Origin of the sequence: Photobacterium sp. S4TG1 (assembly GCF_036040035.1) — a bacterium.
In the GTDB taxonomy this organism is placed as follows: Bacteria; Pseudomonadota; Gammaproteobacteria; order Enterobacterales; family Vibrionaceae; genus Photobacterium.
This window is the reverse complement of sequence record NZ_JAYXUH010000015.1, coordinates 40,011-61,187: the sequence shown is the minus strand read 5'-3', so window position 1 is coordinate 61,187 and position 21,177 is coordinate 40,011. Positions and strand designations below refer to the sequence as shown.

The 21,177-nt window shown below is 38.9% G+C and carries 17 protein-coding genes; 11 read left to right on the top strand and 6 right to left on the bottom strand.

Going from position 1 to position 21,177, the window contains the following annotated elements; genetic code table 11:
* Positions 1-97 precede the first annotated feature (97 nt).
* Both VXS03_RS15665 and VXS03_RS15660 read right to left on the bottom strand, forming a co-directional pair.
* Complete coding sequence (locus tag VXS03_RS15665) at positions 98-1,093, bottom strand: RelA/SpoT domain-containing protein (protein WP_327764836.1); 996 nt, start codon at positions 1,091-1,093, stop codon at positions 98-100.
* 163 nt (positions 1,094-1,256) lie between these two features.
* On the bottom strand, positions 1,257-1,469 hold the full coding sequence (locus tag VXS03_RS15660) for a KTSC domain-containing protein (protein ID WP_327764835.1): 213 nt from the start codon (positions 1,467-1,469) through the stop codon (positions 1,257-1,259).
* A 202-nt stretch (positions 1,470-1,671) separates the two neighbouring features.
* On the opposite strand from VXS03_RS15660, the gene VXS03_RS15655 reads away from it, so the two are divergent.
* The 4 genes from VXS03_RS15655 (at position 1,672) to VXS03_RS15640 (ending at position 6,486) form a co-directional block, all read left to right on the top strand.
* Complete coding sequence (locus tag VXS03_RS15655) at positions 1,672-2,661, top strand: CobW family GTP-binding protein (RefSeq protein WP_327764834.1); 990 nt, start codon at positions 1,672-1,674, stop codon at positions 2,659-2,661.
* 116 nt (positions 2,662-2,777) lie between these two features.
* The gene (locus VXS03_RS15650) at positions 2,778-4,163 is read left to right on the top strand and encodes a TldD/PmbA family protein (RefSeq protein WP_327764833.1); all 1,386 of its coding nucleotides are present in this window, start codon (positions 2,778-2,780) and stop codon (positions 4,161-4,163) included.
* Positions 4,163-5,506: a TldD/PmbA family protein gene (locus VXS03_RS15645; RefSeq protein WP_327764831.1), complete on the top strand. Its 1,344-nt coding sequence runs from the start codon at positions 4,163-4,165 to the stop codon at positions 5,504-5,506. The genes VXS03_RS15650 and VXS03_RS15645 overlap by 1 nt, the downstream gene beginning before the upstream one ends.
* Before the next feature lie 179 nt (positions 5,507-5,685).
* Positions 5,686-6,486, top strand: coding sequence for a TOBE domain-containing protein (locus VXS03_RS15640; RefSeq protein ID WP_327764829.1), 801 nt, complete (start codon positions 5,686-5,688; stop codon positions 6,484-6,486).
* 558 nt (positions 6,487-7,044) lie between these two features.
* Here the strand turns inward: VXS03_RS15640 and VXS03_RS15635 are convergent.
* Positions 7,045-7,779, bottom strand: coding sequence for a beta-ketoacyl-ACP reductase (locus VXS03_RS15635; RefSeq protein ID WP_327764827.1), 735 nt, complete (start codon positions 7,777-7,779; stop codon positions 7,045-7,047).
* 234 nt (positions 7,780-8,013) lie between these two features.
* Between VXS03_RS15635 and VXS03_RS15630 the strand changes: the two genes are divergently transcribed.
* Positions 8,014-8,931, top strand: coding sequence for a LysR family transcriptional regulator (locus VXS03_RS15630; protein WP_327764825.1), 918 nt, complete (start codon positions 8,014-8,016; stop codon positions 8,929-8,931).
* Between the two features lie 68 nt (positions 8,932-8,999).
* Here the strand turns inward: VXS03_RS15630 and VXS03_RS15625 are convergent, their stop codons facing one another.
* Positions 9,000-10,943 (bottom strand): DEAD/DEAH box helicase, encoded by a 1,944-nt coding sequence (locus tag VXS03_RS15625; protein WP_327764823.1) that lies wholly within the window; start codon positions 10,941-10,943, stop codon positions 9,000-9,002.
* Between the two features lie 744 nt (positions 10,944-11,687).
* Here VXS03_RS15625 and VXS03_RS15620 point away from each other — a divergent pair.
* The 4 genes from VXS03_RS15620 (at position 11,688) to VXS03_RS15605 (ending at position 16,342) form a co-directional block, all read left to right on the top strand.
* Positions 11,688-13,700: an exoribonuclease II gene (locus VXS03_RS15620; protein ID WP_327764821.1), complete on the top strand. Its 2,013-nt coding sequence runs from the start codon at positions 11,688-11,690 to the stop codon at positions 13,698-13,700.
* A 108-nt stretch (positions 13,701-13,808) separates the two neighbouring features.
* Positions 13,809-14,408 (top strand): DUF1415 domain-containing protein, encoded by a 600-nt coding sequence (locus tag VXS03_RS15615; RefSeq protein ID WP_327764820.1) that lies wholly within the window; start codon positions 13,809-13,811, stop codon positions 14,406-14,408.
* A 128-nt stretch (positions 14,409-14,536) separates the two neighbouring features.
* On the top strand, positions 14,537-15,796 hold the full coding sequence (locus tag VXS03_RS15610) for a GGDEF domain-containing protein (RefSeq protein WP_327764819.1): 1,260 nt from the start codon (positions 14,537-14,539) through the stop codon (positions 15,794-15,796).
* A 363-nt stretch (positions 15,797-16,159) separates the two neighbouring features.
* A complete protein-coding gene (locus VXS03_RS15605) occupies positions 16,160-16,342 on the top strand; it encodes a hypothetical protein (protein WP_327764817.1) in 183 nt (60 codons plus the stop codon).
* 133 nt (positions 16,343-16,475) lie between these two features.
* On the opposite strand, the gene VXS03_RS15600 is transcribed toward VXS03_RS15605, so the two are convergent.
* Positions 16,476-16,775, bottom strand: a complete 300-nt coding sequence (locus tag VXS03_RS15600; protein ID WP_327764816.1) for a PepSY domain-containing protein — start codon at positions 16,773-16,775, stop codon at positions 16,476-16,478.
* Between the two features lie 310 nt (positions 16,776-17,085).
* On the opposite strand from VXS03_RS15600, the gene VXS03_RS15595 reads away from it, so the two are divergent.
* Complete coding sequence (locus VXS03_RS15595; protein ID WP_327764815.1) at positions 17,086-18,471, top strand: class II fumarate hydratase; 1,386 nt, start codon at positions 17,086-17,088, stop codon at positions 18,469-18,471.
* Between the two features lie 186 nt (positions 18,472-18,657).
* The gene (locus tag VXS03_RS15590; RefSeq protein ID WP_327764814.1) at positions 18,658-19,155 is read left to right on the top strand and encodes a hypothetical protein; all 498 of its coding nucleotides are present in this window, start codon (positions 18,658-18,660) and stop codon (positions 19,153-19,155) included.
* Between the two features lie 125 nt (positions 19,156-19,280).
* On the opposite strand, the gene VXS03_RS15585 is transcribed toward VXS03_RS15590, so the two are convergent.
* Positions 19,281-21,020, bottom strand: a complete 1,740-nt coding sequence (locus VXS03_RS15585; RefSeq protein WP_327764813.1) for an amidohydrolase — start codon at positions 21,018-21,020, stop codon at positions 19,281-19,283.
* Between the last annotated feature and the right edge of the window lie 157 nt (positions 21,021-21,177).

Sequence of the window (21,177 nt, the reverse complement as noted above, 5' to 3'; positions counted from 1 at the left end):
CATGTATTTTTATAATCGATAGCTTTTCTGCATACGGACTATAAATGTTTTTTTGCTATTAACAAGCTAGGACCTATCCGAAAAAGAGATAGATTAACTATTTGTCTAACAATTCAGAGGCTTTATAACAACGCTGAGCAACTGATGTTGGTAACGATAACATATTTGAGTTCATTGATTGTTGTAATGCTTTTTTGTCTGCCTGTAACTGCATCACTTGTTGACGAAGTTGATTGATAACCAATTGAGAGTTATGCTGTTTTTCATCTTGTTGTTCTAGCTTTTGAAACAAAGCTTCCACATCAGTTACATTCGTTTCTATTCCTTTTTTCGATTCAATGAAAGCTTGCTGACGTTGTTCAGCCTCAACCGCAAGCTGTTTTACAAATGAACCCATTTCATCAGCGGAGCCAACAAGACGATTAAAAATAAGTAAAAAAGAACAAATTTCTGCATTAGTAGAAAAATTGGGATAACGTATTTTATGATCTATTTCTGTCCATGCTTCTTCAAAAATGGTTCTGACTTGCACTTCAGTAAAAATATGTTGCTGCTGTGATTCACTGCCAAATACATAATGTAAGGACCGATAACCTGCAGGATGTATTTTCACGGTAATATCTGCAGGTAATGCCGCAGAGACTTCATCATCACCACTTCGAACATAATAAACAGGTGGTTCTTCATACTGCCACTGACTCATTAAATAATCATGAATAGCCAAGCCATCATCTTTAAATAAATGCAAGGCACGAACACCAATAAGGTCAGTCACAATGGCATCATAATTATATTGATCAATACCAAGATATTTAGCTTTGAATGTTGCACTATGAGGCTGTGTTTTTCGAACGATTTTTTCCATCAAATGCTGCGGATTCTTAACTCGCCAGCGTACAGAATGGACATGTGAGCATTGCTGAATAATTCGTGCATATGATTCTGCGGTAACATTCAATGCTGGGGTTCGTTGCTCATGGCGCAGACCAATAGCTTTTAATGTCGGCCACGAAACTTGGCTTGCTTGCCACTGCTGTTGACTAATTCGATTCTGGTGCAGAAACTCATCTTCTGTCAAAAAAGCAATACTCATTTTGGCTCACTTACTGATAAATAACAGTTACAGATAAAAACGAACGAACAATAATTTGTTGTTGTGTTTGTTATTTTAATAAGTGAGTTAAATTATGCTTATTACATATATTTTTCAACTTAATACGCGTTTTAAAATGATAACAAAGTTACCACTAATAGTATTAAGGCTGGAGTGAATAACTGGATCGAATAACTTGCTGGTAATACTCGTCAATTGAGGCTGCTAACGAAAAATGATAAAAAGCGTATAAGGATACATTAGCGTAAACTTCATACTCACCCCGCAGGCCAAAATCAATATAAAGGCAATCATTACTTGCATCATGCCCTATTTTTTTTATTAAGTCAGAACTTACAATAAACCAGTTAATCATTCATATTTCCTTGATAATATTTGAATAATTAATCATGCCAAAAACGTTATAACATACCTAGATTTTTTTGCTTTTCATGATTTTTGCAGTCAAAAACCGCACTTAACTAACGCTTCACTCAGTTATACTAGTCACTTTCGTATCGCTCACGTAAACTGACCTCTTTATTTTGGTACTTAATCGTTTAGGAATGAGTAAAAACATGAAACGTATTCCAACAAATATAATTACTGGCTTCTTAGGTGCAGGGAAAACGACCTCTATTCTTTCTTTGCTCGCACGTAAACCTGAACATGAAAAGTGGGCCATTTTAATTAATGAATTTGGCAACGTTGGCGTTGATGGCGCTATTTTAGAGCAACAAGGGGCAATTATTAAAGAAGTTCCTGGTGGCTGTATGTGCTGTGTCGCTGGCCTACCTATGTCTGTCGGAATTAATGCATTGTTAGCACAAAAACCTGACCGCTTATTATTAGAACCAACAGGCCTCGGTCATCCAAAAGAAGTCATCAATAAGTTAACCTCTGAAAGCTACTGTAATTACGTTGATCTTCGAGCAACCATCACCGTCGTTGACCCACGCCATTTTGCCGACAGTATTTATACTGATAACGCTAATTTCCAAGATCAACTTGCACTAGCTGATGTTGTTGTCGCCAATAAAATCGACCAATGTGATGATTTTGATTTATACACTTTCCAAACCGCAATGGAAAAAGCCGAGCCTAAAAAAGCCCTGATCGCAGAAGTGGAACATGGTCGCCTTGAACTTGAGTGGCTCGATATTGAACGCATAGAACGTCAAGCGCAACATAGTCACCACCATCATCACGATAACCAAATGGAACCACTGCCTGAATTAGAATTGGCTCCTGGTCAGCAATTTATTCGTAAAGAAAACCATGGTCAGGGATACCACAGCTGTGGTTGGTTCTTTGCCGCTGATCAATTATTTGAATTTTCAAAACTATTCAGTCTCTTCTCCAACCTTAATGCCAACCGAGTAAAAGCGGTGGTTAATACTGAAAATGGCTGCTTTGCCTTTAATGTTGTCAATCAAGTCGTATCAGTGAATGAACTTTCGCTAGAAGGATTTGAATCACGCATTGAAGTGATTGATAGTGAAATTTTACCGTGGGATGAACTGGAAAATATTTTGTGTTCTATTGCTGAGAACACAGTTGCCAAATAACGCTACTATTTCGTCGTTGTTGATTCATTGCTCATACCAATTGCAGTAATAGTGAGAAATTTTATCACTTTACTGCTAGGTTATAAAATAGAGCTCATAAAAAGAAGGGAGCAAAAATGCTAAACCCTAATACTGCTAAAACAGTCATTGATCACGCACTATTTCTTGGTGCCGATTTTGCTGAATTATTTGTCGAACATCATCAATCAAGTTCAGTTCAGCTTATCTCTGCTGACATTGATAAAGTTAACTCAGGCATTGATTTTGGCATTGGTATCCGCCTTTTCTTTGGCCATAAAGTCCTCTACGGTTACACCAATAGCACTGATGAAGAAGAATTAAAACGTGTCACTTCTTTACTTGCTGCAAAAGATAAACGCGACCAAATATTAACGGCAGGCTCTTTAGACTTAAGCCGCTATGACAATAAACATAGCTGTCAATTACCGCTAAGCCAAGATACCAACATGGCGGCTAAAATTGCCTTTTTACGCCAAGCGGATCAAGCAGCCCGTGCTGAAAACGAGAAAATCGCCCAATTTATTGGTAGCGTTGCACAACGTGAACAACAAATTGAGATCTTCAATTCCGATGGTCTTCATATTGGCGACACCCGTCACTACACCCGTATTTCAGCGAATGCTGTCGCACAGAATGGCAGTGAGCAATCAACAGGTTACGAAGCACCTGGTGCATTTACCGGATGGGAATTTAATACTCATCTCGACGCACAAAAGCTTGGCCATGATGTAGCACAACAAGCCATGATTAAATTGTTTGCTGAGGCCTGCCCGTCAGGTGAAATGCCGGTTATCATTGGTAATGGCTTTGGCGGTGTGATCTTCCATGAAGCTTGTGGTCATTTACTTGAAACCACTTCTGTTGCTAAAAAAGCCTCGGTTTTTTACGATAAAATGGGCGAAATGATTGCCAATTCAGTAGTGAGTGCCGTCGATGATGGCACCATGACCAATCAATGGGGGTCAATCAACATTGATGATGAAGGCATGGAAACTCAACGTACTCAATTAATTAAAGACGGTAAACTTACCAGCTTTATGGTTGACCGTATGGGAGGCTTAAAAACAGGCTATGGACGCACAGGCTCAGGCCGCCGCGAATCTTATAAGTTCGCCCCTACTTCACGTATGCGTAATACCTTTATTGAACCCGGTACAAGCACTCTAGATGATATGCTTGCGGGCGTTGAACGCGGTATTTATGCTAAGAAAATGGGCGGTGGTTCTGTACAGCCTGGTACGGGTGAGTTTAACTTTGCTGTTCAAGAAGCGTATCTCGTTGAAAATGGAAAAATCACCAAACCGCTAAAATCAGCCACATTAATCAGTACCGGCCCTAAAGTGCTAAAAGAAATCAGCATGATAGGTAATGATTTTGCACTTGCAGCAGGTATGTGTGGCTCGGTAAGCGGTTCAGTACCAACAACTGTCGGCCAAGCTGCATTGAAAGTTGATAATATCCTTGTGGGAGGTGGCAACTAATGACAGATCAAAACGCACTACAACAGGCCATTGATTACGTACTTGATAGCGTTAAAGCACATAAAGCTGATGCCGATGTTATAGCAAACCGCAGTAACAATTTTTCATTGAAAGCCAATCAAGGCGAACTGGATGAGTATAAGGTAACATCAGGTCAAGTCATTGGTGTACGAGTGGTTAAAGATCAACGTACCGCTACCAGTTATTCAGAATCTCTTGATGTCGCTAGCCTTGATTTAATGATTAATAATGCGTTAATTAATGCTGAGTATTCTCAACAAGATCCTCATCAGAACATCAGTTGTCTTGATAGCCGATTAGCGACAATTGAACCTGAAGTGTACCAAATAGAAACAGCAACAGTTGATGACAAAATCGCACTTGCGTTATCATTAGAGCAAGGTGTGGTAAGCAAGCCGAATGCAACCAGCGCACCTTACAACGGCTTTGCTGAATCAGATAGCCATGTTATTTTAGCCAATACTCAAGGCACATTATGCAGCCATAATGAGCGTTCAACATATTGCTATGCTTACACTCTATATGAAAAAGACGGCAAACAAGCCATGCATGGTGGTATGTCATCAGGACGTTTATTTCATCAGTTAGATCCAACATATTGTATTAACCACGGCTATGACATGGCACAAGCACTCTTAGACGGTGCCCCCATTGCCAGTAAGCACTACTCAGTAATATTTACCCTTAGTGCTTTGAGTAACCTCTTTTCAGCTTATGGCATGTGTCTATCAGGACAAGCGGCAATGAAAGGGATAAACCCTTGGCGTGATGCACTTCATACTCAAGTTGCAAGTCCACTGCTAACGATTACTGATACCGCGTATGTGAATGGCGGCTTTGCAATTAAAGCATTTGATAGCGAGGGGTTTGCAACCCGTGATACATTATTAATTGGTGAAGGTAAGCTTCAGAGCTTATTACACAATAGTCACACCGCAAGTTATTTTGGCATCGAGAATACAGCCAATGGCTCTCGTTCAGCCAAAGGTGGATTAGGTGTTGGCGGCTCTCATACCGTTATTCAAGCTGGCAGTAGTTCAGAGGCAGATATTACCGCTGGTGAATACCTTGAATTAGTTGAATTACAAGGCGTTCACTCAGGTGCTGATGCCGTAAGTGGTGACTTCTCATTTGGTGCTAGCGGTTTTCTATGTCGTGATGGTCAACGCGTACAAGCGGTTCGTGGTATTACTGTTGCAGGTAATTTCTACCAAATGATCAAAGAAATTGATGCAGTTGGCAATCAACTTGACAATGACTATAGCCGCAGTTTCTATGCCCCTAAAATACGTTTTAACCGCCTAAACATTGCGGGTAAATAAAATACAATTTACTTCACATAAACCTTACTGATGATCCACTTCAGTAAGGTTTTTTTGCGCTAACTCAAATACATCGCCATTATTATCCTCGCAACTAGCAATCACTATTATTAGATTTAAAATCTGTCACAAAATGCGATAACATAGAAAAAACACCTAATAAGAATAAGAATAAGACTATGAATCTTACCGCTATTGCAACACTGCAAATGAATAATAAAATGTTTGCCAATCCTCGCCGTATCGCACTATTAAAAGCCATTGATGTAACCGGCTCAATTAGCCAAGGTGCTAAATTAGCAGGTATTAGCTATAAAGCGGCTTCTGATGCAATTAAAGATATGAACACTAGCAACGAACAGCCATTAGTTAACTGTGAGAAAGGCGGTAAAGGCGGCGGTGGCGCAACACTGACGCGATTTGGTCAACGTCTTATCCAAATGTATGATCTGTTGAATAAAATTCAAGATATGGGCTTACAAGCACTTAATGATGAGAATGCACCACTTGATAGCCTACTCGGTGTCATGAGTCGCTTTTCATTACAAACCAGCGCACGTAATCAATTATTTGGCCATATTAGCGCTATAGAAACCCATGACTTATATGACGTCGTCACTATTGCGATCACCGACCAGCACCAGATTCAAGCAACCATCACACATGGCAGCACTCTACGCTTACATCTTAAGCCCAATAAAGATGTGGTGGCATTAATCAAGGGGCCTGCAATTACGGTGTGTAGCGAAGACAATCTTATTCATGGAAAGCGAGATCGGTTTGATAACCAATTGCTCGGTACACTTACGGCAATGAAACAAGATAAACAATCAACCGAAATCACAATAAGCTTAACCGATGAAATCAGTATTTGTGCGTTCGTTGATAATCAAGACTTGATGGATGAAACCTTACGTTTAGGTATGCCTATTTACGGCTTATTTCATTCAACTCAGGTTATTGTTGCTAGTATGTGTTAAACCGTAAATTAATAATAATTTCATGCTCAAAGGAATGGGCTAGGCAAATAGTGTTTATTTTATATATTGAATACCCACACTGCATTCAGCCGAAAATGCATTGTAGTTAAAACCTTTTCTTATGCAGTCAGTAAAACGAGCATAATCTTCATATTGCTGCACAACAATCAGACCACAGGCAATAAAAACGAACGCGAGAGTTGTTATATTCCACCAAAGGTTTTTTTGCTTAAGTGAACATAAAAAAAAGGTGACTGATAATGGGACACAAGCAATACTTATAAACCATAGTGTAGCTGATGAAAATAACATTATGACATAACCAGTAAGTGCAATTTACGCTACTAGCATTTTAACGCTTTTTTTAGTTAAACCTTCACTTTTATTTCAAAAACATACTTATTTGACAGTAAGCTAACATAAATACAGATATATTGATAAAAATGATGTTTATATAGCCATACCACTCACTTAATAAATATAAAAAACATTGCATCTATTGATATTCATAATCAATAGATACAATGGTTTTAAAACAACCTTAATCATAATTAATCACTAAATAACTAACCCACCATCAACTTTTAATACCTGTCCCGTAATAAAGCCTGATTGTTTACTTGCTAAAAATAATGCACAGTTTGCAATATCTTGTGCTTTACCCATTCGCTTTAATGGCGTTTTTGATTTCATATGATCAATCACTTTTTCAGGTAAATCAATGGTCATTGGTGTTTCTATAAACCCAGGAGCAATACAATTTGCACGTACTTGTGCACCTTTACGCGCAAACTCTTTTGCCCATGACTTTGTCATTGCAATTACACCCGCTTTGGTCGCTGCATAGTTAGTTTGACCTATATTACCGTCGGTTCCCACCACTGATGACATAGTTATAATTGAACCACTGCCTGCCTGTATCATCGTCGGTGCAATCGCTTGGGTCATATTAAAAACACCTTTGAGATTCACATCCATGACGAGGTCCCAGTCAGCCTCTGTCATTTTGTCGATTAAATTATCACGCGTGATGCCAGCATTATTCACTAAAACATCAATATGTCCGTATTGTTCTGTTAGTTGCTTTATAGCATCTGCAACCCCTTGCCGATCACACACGTTAAGCTCTAAAGCGGTCACATTTGAAAACTGTTGTTCTAGATCCGCCATCATGCCCATATTCATATCACAAGCAATAACACGCGTTGCATTTTGACGTGCAAACGTTTCAACAATACAACGGCCAATTCCTTGAGCCCCACCAGTTACAAGACATACTTTACCTGCTAACATATTTTTCCCCTCTTTGTATTTATTATCATCCTATTACACGAAGTAAAACTAAGTGCTTAATCTTTATTCTAGATAACTCTAGCGAGAACATTAGACCTAATATCACAAGACACAATTGCAAAAATGAGATATTGCAACCAAATCTCACCACCACAAAGTGCAACCAGTAGCGTATCAGTGTACTCTAATCATTACGCATTAATACTAATTAATCCATTTGATACAGAGAAAGTAATGCTAGATAAAATCATCTTTTTTCTTCATGTTGTACGATGTCAATCAGTTACCGAGGCTGCTAAGCAATATGGTATTTCAGCATCAGCAGGAAGCCGTTGGATCACTGAACTTGAAGAAATGATGGGCATCAGTCTGGTGAAACGAACCACACGCAAAATTTCTGTTACTCAGGCTGGGCAACACTTATTTCAACGTTTTACACAAATAAATAATCAGATCACCGATGTACTTAATGAAATACAAACCCTCAGCCAAGAAGATAGTGGCACCATAAAAGTTGCCTGTACCCCATTGTTTGCCAAGCATTATTTAAGTGTCATTATTGGTGAATACGTCAGTGATAATCCCAACATTAATTTTGTCGTGATTGAAACAGCTTTTGAAGTCGATAATGTGCATGAAGTTGATTTTGCGATACGCGCGAATGCGACTTACCGTGGTTTTCAAGATAAAGACAGTTTATTAGTAAAGCGAACACTATTCCGTGAACCGCTAAAAGCATGTTGCTCCCCCGCTTATATTACGCGTTATGGGCAACCCGTTATTCCTAACGATTTAAAAAATCATTTATGCTTATTTGCGACCACGCTTGTTGGTGGGAATCGTTGGATTTTTGAGCAAGATGGGGAATATAACTCAGTACAGATTTCACGTACCGTCGAAGTTGATGACAGTGAAATTTTAAAAAGTATTGCACTTTCTGGCGGAGGAATTGCGTATTTACCTTATAGTTTGATTCAAGAAGATTTACAACAAAACAATTTAGTATCAGTGCTTAATGACTATATTAGCAGTGAGTTTGAACTGAGCTTATATTACAAACCTAGAAAATACATGCCAGCCCGCTGTGCTAATTTTAAAGAGTATCTATTAAAACGCGTCGCAGACATTAACCTTAGCCGTAATGTAAGTTGATACCCTCAAAAAAAAAGACATAAAAAAGCCAGACTTTCGTCTGGCTTTTTTTATTACGCTAGCGCAAATTAAGCGTCAGTACGTGGCTTACGGTCGCCCGCTGGACGTGCTGCTGCACCATCACGGTTGCCACGGTAGCCACCACGGGTGTCGTTGCCACGGTTGCGATCGAAACGACGCTCGCCACCACGCTCGCCGCCACGGTTGCCGTCACGGCTACCACGATGACCAGTACGCTCACCGCCACGGTTACCGTCGCGATTACCAGTACGTGGACGATGTTCACGTAGTACTTCACCTTCAACAACAACTGCTTTAACGTCATTCTGGCGAATACGTAGTTTCTTCAGTTGTGCTGCAACTTCTGCTGTCATCTTCTTAGGAAGTTGAACAAAAGTATGTGAAGGAGCAAGTTTAATTGCACCGATGAACTCTTTGCTTAAGCCAAGTTCGTTTGCAATTGCGCCAACGATATCTTTAACTTGAACGCCTTGCTCACGGCCAACTTGTAATTGGTAAGTATCCCAATCAGCGCTGTTGAAAGTGCGACGTTCGCCACGCTCACCACCACGCTCACCGCGACGTTCGCCACGATCAGGACGGTCACCACGACGATCACTACCACGGTCATCACGATCACCACGACGCTCACGACGTTGTGATTCACGCTCGATAGCTGCGATCATTGGGTCCGGACCTTTATAGAATAAAGGACGGTTACCTTGTTGGCGTTGAAGAAGCATTGCTGCTAGTGTTGCTGCATCAACATCGATTGATTCTTGTAGTTTTGCTACTAGTTCAACGAATGCATCAACATTTGTTTGTTCTTTCTGTGCAGCTAGTTCTTCACCTAAACGGTTTAGACGAGATGCAGCAACTAGATCACGTAGAGGAAGTTGGATTTCTTCCATACGAGACTTAGTAACACGCTCGATAGTACGTAGCATGCGAATTTGGTTAGTACGAACCAATAGGATCGCTTTACCTTCACGTCCAGCACGACCAGTACGGCCGATACGGTGGATGTATGACTCAACATCAAATGGGATATCGTAGTTGAATACGTGTGTGATTCGTGCAACATCAAGGCCACGAGCAACAACGTCAGTTGCAACTAGAATATCGATCACGCCACGTTTGATATGGTCAACAGTACGCTCACGTAGCGACTGAGGAATATCACCGTGAAGTGCCGCAGCTTTAAAGCCACGAGAAGATAACCAATCAGCTAGACGCTCAGTATCTTGACGAGTACGAACGAATACGATTGATGCATCAGTATCTTCAGTTTCAAGAAGACGGCTCATTGCTTCGTCTTTCTCTACGCCTTTAACAACCCAAAATTGTTGAGATACTTGAGATACTGTGCGGTTCTCACCTGCAACGTCAATACGTGCTGGTTCACGTAAGAAACGGTCAACGATTTCTTTAACGATTGGAGGCATAGTTGCAGAGAAAAGTACACGTTGTGCAGTTTCTGGTGCTTGTTCCATGATCCAAGTAACGTCGTCAACGAAACCCATTTTTAGCATTTCATCAGCTTCATCAAGAACGAAAGTAGATACTTCGTCTAGGTGAAGTTGCTTACGTGAAATAAGGTCTTTAACACGACCTGGAGTACCAACAACAATGTGAGCACCATTTTTTAGTGCACGCATTTGATCAACGATTGAAGCACCGCCGTAAATTTCAAGAACCTTAAGGCCTTTGATATTTTGACCAAGTACTTTGATTTCTGCAGCAACCTGAATTGCAAGCTCACGTGTTGGAGCCATAACAATAGCTTGTGGCTTATGCTGAGAAAGATTTACTTTGTTCAGTACAGGCAACGAAAACGCTGCTGTTTTACCAGTACCAGTCTGTGCTTTACCAAGCGCATCCGTACCTGTTAAAAGTAGAGGTATTGACGCCGCCTGGATAGGTGTAGGCGATACGAAACCCATAGAGTCTAGTGCGGATAAAAGCGTGTCGGCCAAATCTAATTGGCGAAATTCTGTAACAGTTTCTTGCATTGGGATCCCAATATATGATCAACTTAAAAACGGGGCCCCTTTGCTACAGAGGGTTCTGCAACAGCAACCACTAGCACGGGCCTCGACTAATAGGGGGCGTATTGTGGGCTAATACTTGATAAAAAGCCAGAAAAAATTGAACAACGTCACAAAATAACTCACAAACAACCATTTATTGAACAAATAGTACGCCTGATAAACATTTCAGAACTTTTCATCGATTACCAATTAACTATGTTGTTGAAAATACGAGCAATAGTTAACACCGCCGTCAAACTTAATCTATTAAAGTTAATTTTCATATTAGATTAGAGTAATCTTTTCTTAGTGTTTTTATATTGCTGCTTTTTTTGTTCCTTCTTTATATTAGTGTTTTTTTTGATTTTTTACCCTGAGTGATCATCTTTACAAAAAAAGACAATTAAGCTTATGTTTTATATTGATTTTAAATAGAGAAAATAACATTGATTTATGTGAATTTAGTGCTACCAAAACGTAAAAAATCCAGATATACCATTTTAAGGTTATTTTCTGTTTCTAATTGATCTTTTCTTTATTATTTATATTTATCATCATATGTTGTCATTAAATATTTACTTTATGACACAAAATGCAAAATAAAAATCATAACCCATTGATTATATGATCAATCATAAGACAAGATGAAAATTAAAACAGTCAAATCTTGGTTTTATATGACCAAAAACGTATAGTGTCTGTGTCGATAATCTGAGACCAGACATAATGTTTCAAGATAACCCGCTGTTAGCACAGCTAAAAAAGCAAATCCAAGAAACACTTCCTAAGAAGGAAGGTTATATCAAAGCCACAGATCGTAGCTTTGGCTTTCTAGAAACTGATAACAAAGAAAGCATCTTTATTCCACCGGTATATATGAAAAACGTTATGCACGGTGACCGTGTTATCGCCGTTCTTCGTACCGAAAAGGATCGCGAAGTTGCTGAACCACAAGAACTTGTTGAACAAGCAATTACACGCTTTATTGGCCGTGTAAAACTCATTCGTAATCGCTTACACGTTGTACCTGATCACCCTCAATTAAAAGAAGCGATTAAGGCACGTGCAGCAAAAGGCCTTAACCCAGAAACACTAAAAGAAGGTGATTGGGTTGTTGCTGAGCTTACTCGCCACCCTCTTGCTGGTGATAATCAACCGTTTTTCTGCGAAGTGAACCAAAAAATCACTGACAGTAATGACAAGATTGCACCATGGTGGGTTACGCTTGCTCGCCACCAGCTACCTAATGCAGAGCCAGCTCCGCAAGAAAGCTGGACCATGTTAGATGAAGGCATTGAACGCCAAGACTTAACTGATTTACCTTTCATTACTATTGATGGTGAATCAACTAAAGACATGGATGATGCTTTGTATACTGTCGCTAAAGATGACGGTAGCTATGAAATCACCATCGCGATTGCGGATCCTACGTCTTACATTGCCGTTGGCGATAAGATGGATGATGAAGCACGTGAGCGTGGATTTACCATTTATCTTCCAGGCCGTAATATTCCAATGCTGCCACGTGAGTTAAGTGATGAATTATGCTCGCTTATCGAAAATGAAAAACGCCCAGTTTTATGCTGCCGTGTTTCTATCGATAATACGGGTGTTATTCAAGACGATATTTCTTTCTTTGGCGCGTGGATCAAATCTCAAGGCCGTTTATCTTACAACAATGTGTCTGATTTCCTTGAAAATGGCCATTGTGATAACTGGACACCAAACGCAGTTATAGAACAGCAAATCGTTGCTCTACAAGGTTTTGCAACGTTACGTTCGGATTGGCGCATGGCAAATGCGGTAGTATTCCCAGATCGTCCCGATTACCGTTTTGAGTTAAGTGAAGATAACGATGTTGTTGCTATTCACACTGACTTACGTCGTATTGCAAACCGTATGATCGAAGAAGCAATGATCACCGCCAACATTTGTGCAGGACGTGCTTTACAAGAGAAATTTGCAACAGGTGTGTTTAACGTTCATAGCGGCTTCAATCAAGAAAAACTTGATGCTGCAATGGAGTTCATCACTAATGCTGAAGCCCCATTTACTAAAGAAGAAATTGTTACTTTAGAAGGTTTTAGTGCATTACGTCGTTGGTTAAATACACTAGATAGCACCTATCTTGATAACCGTTTACGTAAATTCCAAGCATACAGTGAAGTTGCTAATGTACCAGCACCTCACTATGCAATGGGTCTGGATGTTTACGCAACATGGACATCACCGATTCGTAAATACGGTGATATGATCAATCATCGCTTACTTAAGGCATTGATCACAGGCAATGAACCAACGCAAAAGCCTGATGATAATGTGGGTGATGAAATCGCTAATCACCGTCGTCATCATCGCATGGCGGAACGTGACGTGTCTGATTGGCTATACGTCCGTTTACTTAAAGATGCAGTGAAGAACGAAACGATCTTTAAAGCTGAAATCTTTGATATTAACCGTGCGGGTATGCGTGTACGCCTACTTGAAAATGGCGCAGCAGCCTTTATTCCTGGGTCGCTAATTGTTGATAACAAAGAGCGTATTGTATGTAGCGGTGAACTTGGCATTATCAACATTGATGGTGTTAAAGAATACCAACTAGGTGATACTTTTGATGTGAAACTAGCGGAAGTTCGCGCAGCAACACGTCAATTAGTCGCTAAGCCAGTACAACAGTACCCAGCACCAGAAGTAACACCTGTGCCGGAACAAACGACAGACGCACCAGAAAAAGCATAACGATGTAAATCGGCTTTATCGCAATATAAAAGGCCAGTGAATGCTGGCCTTTTTTACACCTTTCACACTATTATTCCAATATAAATAATTCATAGAAGTCAGCTCTCAATGTCAAACCATACTCCAGCAAGCGATAACAAAAAAAACAACACGTCAGAACAACGTCAACTGATCGAGCAACAAGTAAAACAATGGCTTGAAGATGTCGTGATCGGCCTCAATTTATGTCCTTTTGCTGCAAAACCTAATCGCAATAAACAAATTAAAATATTTGTCAGTGAAGACAAAAACGAAAACGATCTGCTTGAAACTATTTATATGCAGTTCAAAGAATTAGATGAAACACCAGCAGAAACACTTGAAACGATTCTAGTGGTTGCGCCCTACTTATTTGAAGAATTTGATGACTATAATCAATTTCTCGATCTTGTTGAAGGGTTAGTCGTTCAACTAGGTAAAAGTGGCACCTACCAAATTGCCAGTTTCCACCCTGATTACTGCTTCTATGGTGCAGAACCTGATGATGCAGAAAATCTCACTAACCGTTCACCCTACCCAGTATTTCACCTTATCCGTGAAGAAAGCATGGCTAAAGTGATTAAACACTACCCTAATCCAGAAGCCATTCCTGACCGTAATATCGAGTGCGTTGAAAATTTAACCCCCGAACAAATGCGTCAATTGTTTCCTTATCTAATCAAAAAATAGGTCGCTTTTTCTTAACGTTATAGCCTTAAACGTTGAAGTCATAAAATAGCGACAATATTCAATTATTGTCGCTATTTATTTGTTATCTTAATAGCCCATAACATCTTCTTCATAGGGCTCATTGTTAAATGTTGTCATTGTTTCGTCTACGATCACCCAATTCACGTTTCATCATGCCCTTGCTTATCACTGCACTCATGGTTACTTGTTACCCATTATTCTCCCCTTTTGTGGTGAGCCATTCATCAGTATGGGTTAACCTTCCCTTTATATTATTAAGTATCGTTATTATTAGCAGTTATAAACACCCTCAAGCACAGAGTGGGTTTATTGCTATCATTATGTTAGTGGCATATAGCGTTATTCTATATTGGTTACAAACGTCATTAGCCAATGCCAACACTAAATTAATTTTTTGTCTACTCGCAACATTATTACCACTTAATCTTCTATTATTGCGTTTTATAACCCTACCAAAGTTACTCTCTATTGGTACCGCTGCATTATTATTACTGATGATGATTCAATATAGCATTGGCGCAACTATCAGCTATTTATATCAAGCTGATTTTGAAAATTGGCAGCAGATCCATCTTTTTACCTATCACAACATTTCATCACTGCCGTTAATTTTAATTATTTTTAATCTTGCAGTATGTTGTGGAGCGGGAGCATTAGCCGTTAAATATCATCGTCGCATAGACCGTCATATTTTTGTATGCACCCTATTAGCAACCACCACTTTTATTTTTTTCCATTACCCACTTATATCAAGTAGTGCTTTTATTCTATGCGCTGTATTTCTGTTAATTGATCTTGGCTATAGTCACTACCAACAAAGTTTTCGCGATCCTCTTACTCAATTAGCTGATCACCGTGCCCTTACGCAAGCACTTCCCCAGCTGCACCATGACTGTACGGTTGCGGTATTGGATATCGATAATCCAACCACCATCATTAATAAACATCAATCCTCAGCTATTAACGATATACATCGCTCTATTGCTGCCCTCTTAATAGAACAGAGTCAGCTATCACCACATCTCTATTTTGCATCGCAGCAATTTATTATGATTTTTGAGCAAAAAAAAATAGCAGACTGTCAGGCAATAATAGAACAGGTACAACAAATAATTAGTGCAGAAAAACACACATTAACCCCTATTATGATCGAACCTCAACCGGAACAAACAGCTGCAAAAATTAAAAAACCACGAAAAAAAACCATCAAAGTCAGTGTTAGTGCGGGGATCTGTTATGCAAATACTGAACAAACAGCCGTAACAGTATTGCAACAGGCCATTGATGTATTGCACGAGGCACGGCAGAAGAATAAGAAAAAGCAGCAAATCTATATCGCAGCAAATGATGGCGACAGCGTGTGTTAACAGTAAAAGTCAAGCAATAAAAAGCCCGAAAGAAGTCGGGCTTACTAAAAATTTACGCATGTTTGCGTAACATTAGCAAAAGAGGAAAGCGCAATAATAAAAGCACTGTTAGCGTTTTCAGCGGCCATACTCATGCTAACAACTACATTTACCTTTATTTATAACACAACATTAACACATAAACATATCATTTGATTAACAAATAAACACGAAGTTATAAATCTAAATAAAATAGGCGAAAATGGATACTCACTCAAAAAAAGCACAATAAATACGCACTTATTTTGTAACAATTCATTGTTTTACATTTTGGTATAAAATAATAAGGGTAGTATTGAATAGTCACTCAATGGGAGGATTAAAATGAACAACCAAGATAGAATTGAAGATATGGAACAAAAAATATCTATTGCCTACCAAGAAGGTCATTTTGAACAAGCTAGAACCCTTGAAAAGACACTCAAGCGTATTCGCGGTCATCATAATTTATACGATGAAAACGACCCATACTCCCTAGAAGGCCGAATATTTAATGACGACGAGTAGCATATCAATGGATAAGTAACGACCATCGCCATTACTTATCCATTGCATACTTTATTACACATACAAAGCGCCCATTATCTAATAGTGGTATTTGTGAGTTATCACAATTCTCTAACATAAAGGCACACTATCACTATGGCGTCCCTTCCCCATATACTTTCTCATGTAAAATAACACCAGAATATAAATCCATTTCTAACTCAACTGACTCACCGACCTTGTTCCGTGCTTTTACTGCAATTTCATTATGCTTTCGTTCAATTTTTATCATTCTAAAATCATAATAACCATTAGATTCAAGTTGTTTCATTGCGCTCGGTACACTTAGCATGTTAACCGCACTAGTATCGACAGGATCTGCATGGGCAATATAGCTTTGTAATAAACAACACATACTAGTACTAATAAATAACACTTTAATATTTCTGATCATTTGTCCCCCCTTAAATAGCATTATTGCTAAAGTTAGCCTTGAGCATATCAACATTATCTCTCTTATTTTAAAGCAAGAATTGCACCAGTAATTCTAATCGCTTATTTATTATTATATGTCGTAGTGAAAACACCATAAAAAGCATCCACAACTAAAAACAATAGCAGTGTATTCGCAAACTATGATATCAATAAAAATCCGCCCAAACAGTGGCCTATAATAACTTATCTGCTTATGGTAATAGGTAACGTTAGTGTCAAATTTGCATGCATTACCATTATGGAGCATCAGCAATTTAAAGGATAATATTATGTCAGAATCATATCGTATCGAAACGGATAGCATGGGTGACGTTGAAGTACCACAAGAGTCGTTATACCAAGCGCAAACACAACGTGCTATCAACAACTTCGTCTTCAGCGATTTAACCATGCCAGATGCTTTTATTCAGGCTCTTGCCTATGTTAAACAGGCCGCAGCACGAACGAATCTTGAACTACAATTGATTGATGATAAAACTGCGCATGCCATTATTGACAGCTGCCAACTAATTATTGACGGTGCTTACTTAAACCAATTTCCTATCGACGTATTTCAAACAGGCTCGGGCACCAGTTCAAATATGAATGTTAATGAGGTAATTGCGACTCTAGCCTCACAACAACTAGGTATTACAGTAAGTCCCAATGATGACGTTAACCGTGGTCAAAGTAGTAATGATGCGGTTCCAACAGCGATTCAAGTTAGCGCCGCAGTCACCTGCCACCAACAACTCTTACCCGCATTAAAATATTTAGAGCAAGTATTAGAACAAAAAAGTCAGCAATTTAGTGATTGTGTAAAAACAGGTCGCACGCATTTAATGGATGCGATGCCAATTACACTAGGGCAAGAATTAGGTGGATGGCAAAGCCAAATTGAACACGCGCGAGGTGGTATTGAACAAGCACTAGATACTGTGTCTGCACTGGCGCAAGGCGGCACAGCTGTTGGAACAGGCATCAACACTCATCCACATTTTGCAGCTATTTTTACTAAAAATATAGCAATCGCAACTGCCGTTCCTTTTACGACCAGCAGCAATTTCTTTTATAGTATGAGCAGCCAAGATGCTGTTGTTGCTTTGTCTGGCCAATTAAAAACTCTTGCTGTGGCAATAATGAAAATTTCCAATGATCTTCGGTGGATGAATTCAGGCCCACTCGCAGGCTTAGGTGAAATTGAATTAGAACCTTTACAACCTGGTTCATCAATTATGCCTGGCAAAGTAAACCCCGTGATTCCAGAGGCTGCTGCAATGGTAGCAGCGCAAGTGATTGGTAATGACGCAACAATTACAGTCGCGGGTCAATCAGGTAACTTCCAGCTCAATGTAATGCTGCCGATTATTACTTATAATTTACTGCAAAGCATAAGTTTATTAGCAACCACAGCTGTTCAATTAGCAGACAAAGCAATAATGACCTTCACTGTTCGTGATGAACAACTCAAACAAGCTCTGAGTAAAAACCCAATTCTTATCACCGCCTTAAACCCTGTTATTGGTTATTTAAAAGCGGCAGCTATTGCAAAAAAAGCCTATAAAGAACAACGTCCTATTATTGATGTTGCCGAACAAGAGACGGAGTTAAGTCGCGCTGAACTTGAATCATTACTCGATCCTAAAAAACTCACTCAAGGCGGTATCGCAAAATAAGCTGTATCTGTTTTAAATATAAAACATTGTTCAATTTTGAAATGTTAGTATAATAAGTACTAGCATTAAGCAATTAATCACTGCCGTTACTTGTCCATATGTAAAACTGGATGTAACGTATAATATAAATAGACGCCAGTTCAATACGTTGTACTGGGTATCTCTTACAAGTAAAGAGCATTATTAATGAAAAAATTTGTTTTAGCTGCAGCTATCGCGTCAACACTATTTTTAGCAGGTTGTAGTGATAAAGTTGACGAGTCCACAATTACTGATGTTGTTCAAACAAGTCAATATGAACAACCTAATCTAGGTATTACGGCAAAAACTACGCCTTTTGAAGTAAAAAACCTCAAGATTACTAAAGTATTACTTGATACTAAAACAGACTATAAAGCAGAAGTAAGTTACGACTTGGTTGCGAATAAGAGCCTAGATGAATTTAAGAGCTCAATGAAAGCGATTGCTGAAAAACCACAAGCGCCAGCAACAGATACGACAGCCGATACTACAAAAGATGACATGACATCTGCGCTACATTCATTAAAGAACAACCTTGCAGCTGAAGTAATGGTTGTTGCATTTAGTGCTAAATACGGTGATTTCAAGGCAGGACAAACTGTTGATACTGTAAATGAAACGGTATCACTGAAAAAAGTAAATGATCAATGGGTTAAAGATTAATTCTCTATTCCAACTGTCGTAAAAAAACCGCCTCAGTAGGCGGTTTTTTTTACACTCTATTTATAATAGTACTTTTTTTTCAGCACTATCAATTAAAGCTCTTCTTTCAAGATCTTCATTAATAGTTATTTATCAATTGGAAATAATTTTCCTTCAAAAACAGTACCATAAATAGGAATATCTTTTAACTTTTTCAACTCAACTTTATAAGGGTCTTGTTCTAAAATCGTAAAGTTCGCAATTTTACCTGTTTTAATACTGCCAAGATTTTGTTCTTGTCCCCAAGAGTAAGCGGCTTCAATCGTGATACCACGCAAAGCTGCATCACGAGATAAAGCTAAGTCTGGCCGTACGACATTACCTGAATTAGTAATACGCGTAGCGGCACTCCACGCCAATAATAATGGGTCAGATGGCGCCATTGGAGCATCCGAATGAAGTGATACAGGAATGTTCTCTTTTTCAATCGTCGCTAAACGTACCATCGCATGAGCACGCTCTTTTCCTAAACCTACTTCACCAAATTTTTCACTAAAACCAGTAACATAATATGGATTTACACTAATAATTGCACCTAAGGATTTTAGCTTCTTAACCTGCGCATCCGTTGAATTAGCAAAATGGATAATCGTAAAGCGGTGATCCTTACGTGGATATTCTGCTTGGCGTTTTTCTAATATACCAATGAGTTTTTCAACACCAAGATCACCATTTACATGCACTAATACTTGATAATCATTTTCCCAGAAGATTTTAGTGATAGCTTCAACATCTTCTGGTGTTTGAATCCATTCACCATGATGCCCATCTTGATAGCCGTCTTTCATTTTCATTAATTGCGAAATGATCGCACCATCAAATAACAATTTAACTTGTCTATCAAAATAACGAACCTTACCCGTTTCTGGTAACGTCGTTGTAATACGCTCAACTTCTCTTAATACACCCTCTTTTCCTTTTGTTAAATAAGGTGTTTTAGTTTCAGGAGTGAAAAATGAATACATAGGTGTTGATTCACTGCCTAACACATCAAGGTAAGTATCAATCATGTAATCAGGAATAAAAGCACCAGGCTCGTTATAAGCCGTCACCCCTTTTTGGTGTAACATGGTTACCATTTGCTTTAACCCTGCGGTAAAACGCTGTTTATTCCCAAGATCCTGCGCAATTCGAGGTAATAAATAAATTAATGCGCCACCTTCTAAAAAGTGCCCTTTATCTAAATGAACTTGCGCGACAACCTCTTTTCCTAGTTTATCTACATCTGCTTGGTTTAAGTTATATTTTTTAATAAATGCTGAGTTGACATAAAACTCGTGCGCAGAGCGATGCCATACTCCAATGGGGCGAATTGTTGAGATTTTATCCAGTTCTTGACGTGACAGCTCACCATGAAAATAGTTATTAAAACCCCATGTCCATAATGTTTCATTAGGATCCTTCAATTCTTTTTCTTGAGCTGTTAGCGCAGCAATATAATCATTATGATTGGTCACTGCTGGCCACGTTTTATTGGGTAACTGCCACTCTTCTGGTGCAATAACGGGCATGTTTAATGTCAACGCACCTAAAAATGGGTGTAAATGCTGTTCAATAAAGCCAGGCATTAACACTTTGTCATTCAAATCTATCTTTTTAGAATCTGGATATTGTTTTAATGCTTCTTTCTCTGAACCAACATAAACAATTTTACCATATTGACTCGTTACCACAGCTTCTGCTGTTGGTTTTGCCTTTTCCATGGTAATAATTGGACCGCCATAAAAAATGGTTGTCGCCGGGAGCGTAGATGGAGCCGCAACGGCCGAATAAGACATAACTGAAGATAAAAATAATAAAGATGACACTATTTTAGTCTGGTTCATACACATGATTTATCCTTAAATCTAACGTGTATTAAACATATACTAGCTCCTTATTAAAAAACAAATAATTTATTGATTTTAAAACATTCTTCACAAACAACTATTCCCATTCTATATTAATAATGCCTGTACTATATTGCGTATGATTATTTATATT

Bases quoted from the DNA above. Each gene is read 5' to 3' on its own strand.
- VXS03_RS15665 (WP_327764836.1), bottom strand. From the start codon at position 1,093: ATGAGTATTGCTTTTTTGACAGAAGATGAGTTTCTGCACCAGAATCGA.
- VXS03_RS15660 (WP_327764835.1), bottom strand. From the start codon at position 1,469: ATGATTAACTGGTTTATTGTAAGTTCTGACTTAATAAAAAAAATAGGG.
- VXS03_RS15655 (WP_327764834.1), top strand. From the start codon at position 1,672: ATGAAACGTATTCCAACAAATATAATTACTGGCTTCTTAGGTGCAGGG.
- VXS03_RS15650 (WP_327764833.1), top strand. From the start codon at position 2,778: ATGCTAAACCCTAATACTGCTAAAACAGTCATTGATCACGCACTATTT.
- VXS03_RS15645 (WP_327764831.1), top strand. From the start codon at position 4,163: ATGACAGATCAAAACGCACTACAACAGGCCATTGATTACGTACTTGAT.
- VXS03_RS15640 (WP_327764829.1), top strand. From the start codon at position 5,686: ATGAATCTTACCGCTATTGCAACACTGCAAATGAATAATAAAATGTTT.
- VXS03_RS15635 (WP_327764827.1), bottom strand. From the start codon at position 7,779: ATGTTAGCAGGTAAAGTATGTCTTGTAACTGGTGGGGCTCAAGGAATT.
- VXS03_RS15630 (WP_327764825.1), top strand. From the start codon at position 8,014: ATGCTAGATAAAATCATCTTTTTTCTTCATGTTGTACGATGTCAATCA.
- VXS03_RS15625 (WP_327764823.1), bottom strand. From the start codon at position 10,943: ATGCAAGAAACTGTTACAGAATTTCGCCAATTAGATTTGGCCGACACG.
- VXS03_RS15620 (WP_327764821.1), top strand. From the start codon at position 11,688: ATGTTTCAAGATAACCCGCTGTTAGCACAGCTAAAAAAGCAAATCCAA.
- VXS03_RS15615 (WP_327764820.1), top strand. From the start codon at position 13,809: ATGTCAAACCATACTCCAGCAAGCGATAACAAAAAAAACAACACGTCA.
- VXS03_RS15610 (WP_327764819.1), top strand. From the start codon at position 14,537: ATGTTGTCATTGTTTCGTCTACGATCACCCAATTCACGTTTCATCATG.
- VXS03_RS15605 (WP_327764817.1), top strand. From the start codon at position 16,160: ATGAACAACCAAGATAGAATTGAAGATATGGAACAAAAAATATCTATT.
- VXS03_RS15600 (WP_327764816.1), bottom strand. From the start codon at position 16,775: ATGATCAGAAATATTAAAGTGTTATTTATTAGTACTAGTATGTGTTGT.
- VXS03_RS15595 (WP_327764815.1), top strand. From the start codon at position 17,086: ATGTCAGAATCATATCGTATCGAAACGGATAGCATGGGTGACGTTGAA.
- VXS03_RS15590 (WP_327764814.1), top strand. From the start codon at position 18,658: ATGAAAAAATTTGTTTTAGCTGCAGCTATCGCGTCAACACTATTTTTA.
- VXS03_RS15585 (WP_327764813.1), bottom strand. From the start codon at position 21,020: ATGAACCAGACTAAAATAGTGTCATCTTTATTATTTTTATCTTCAGTT.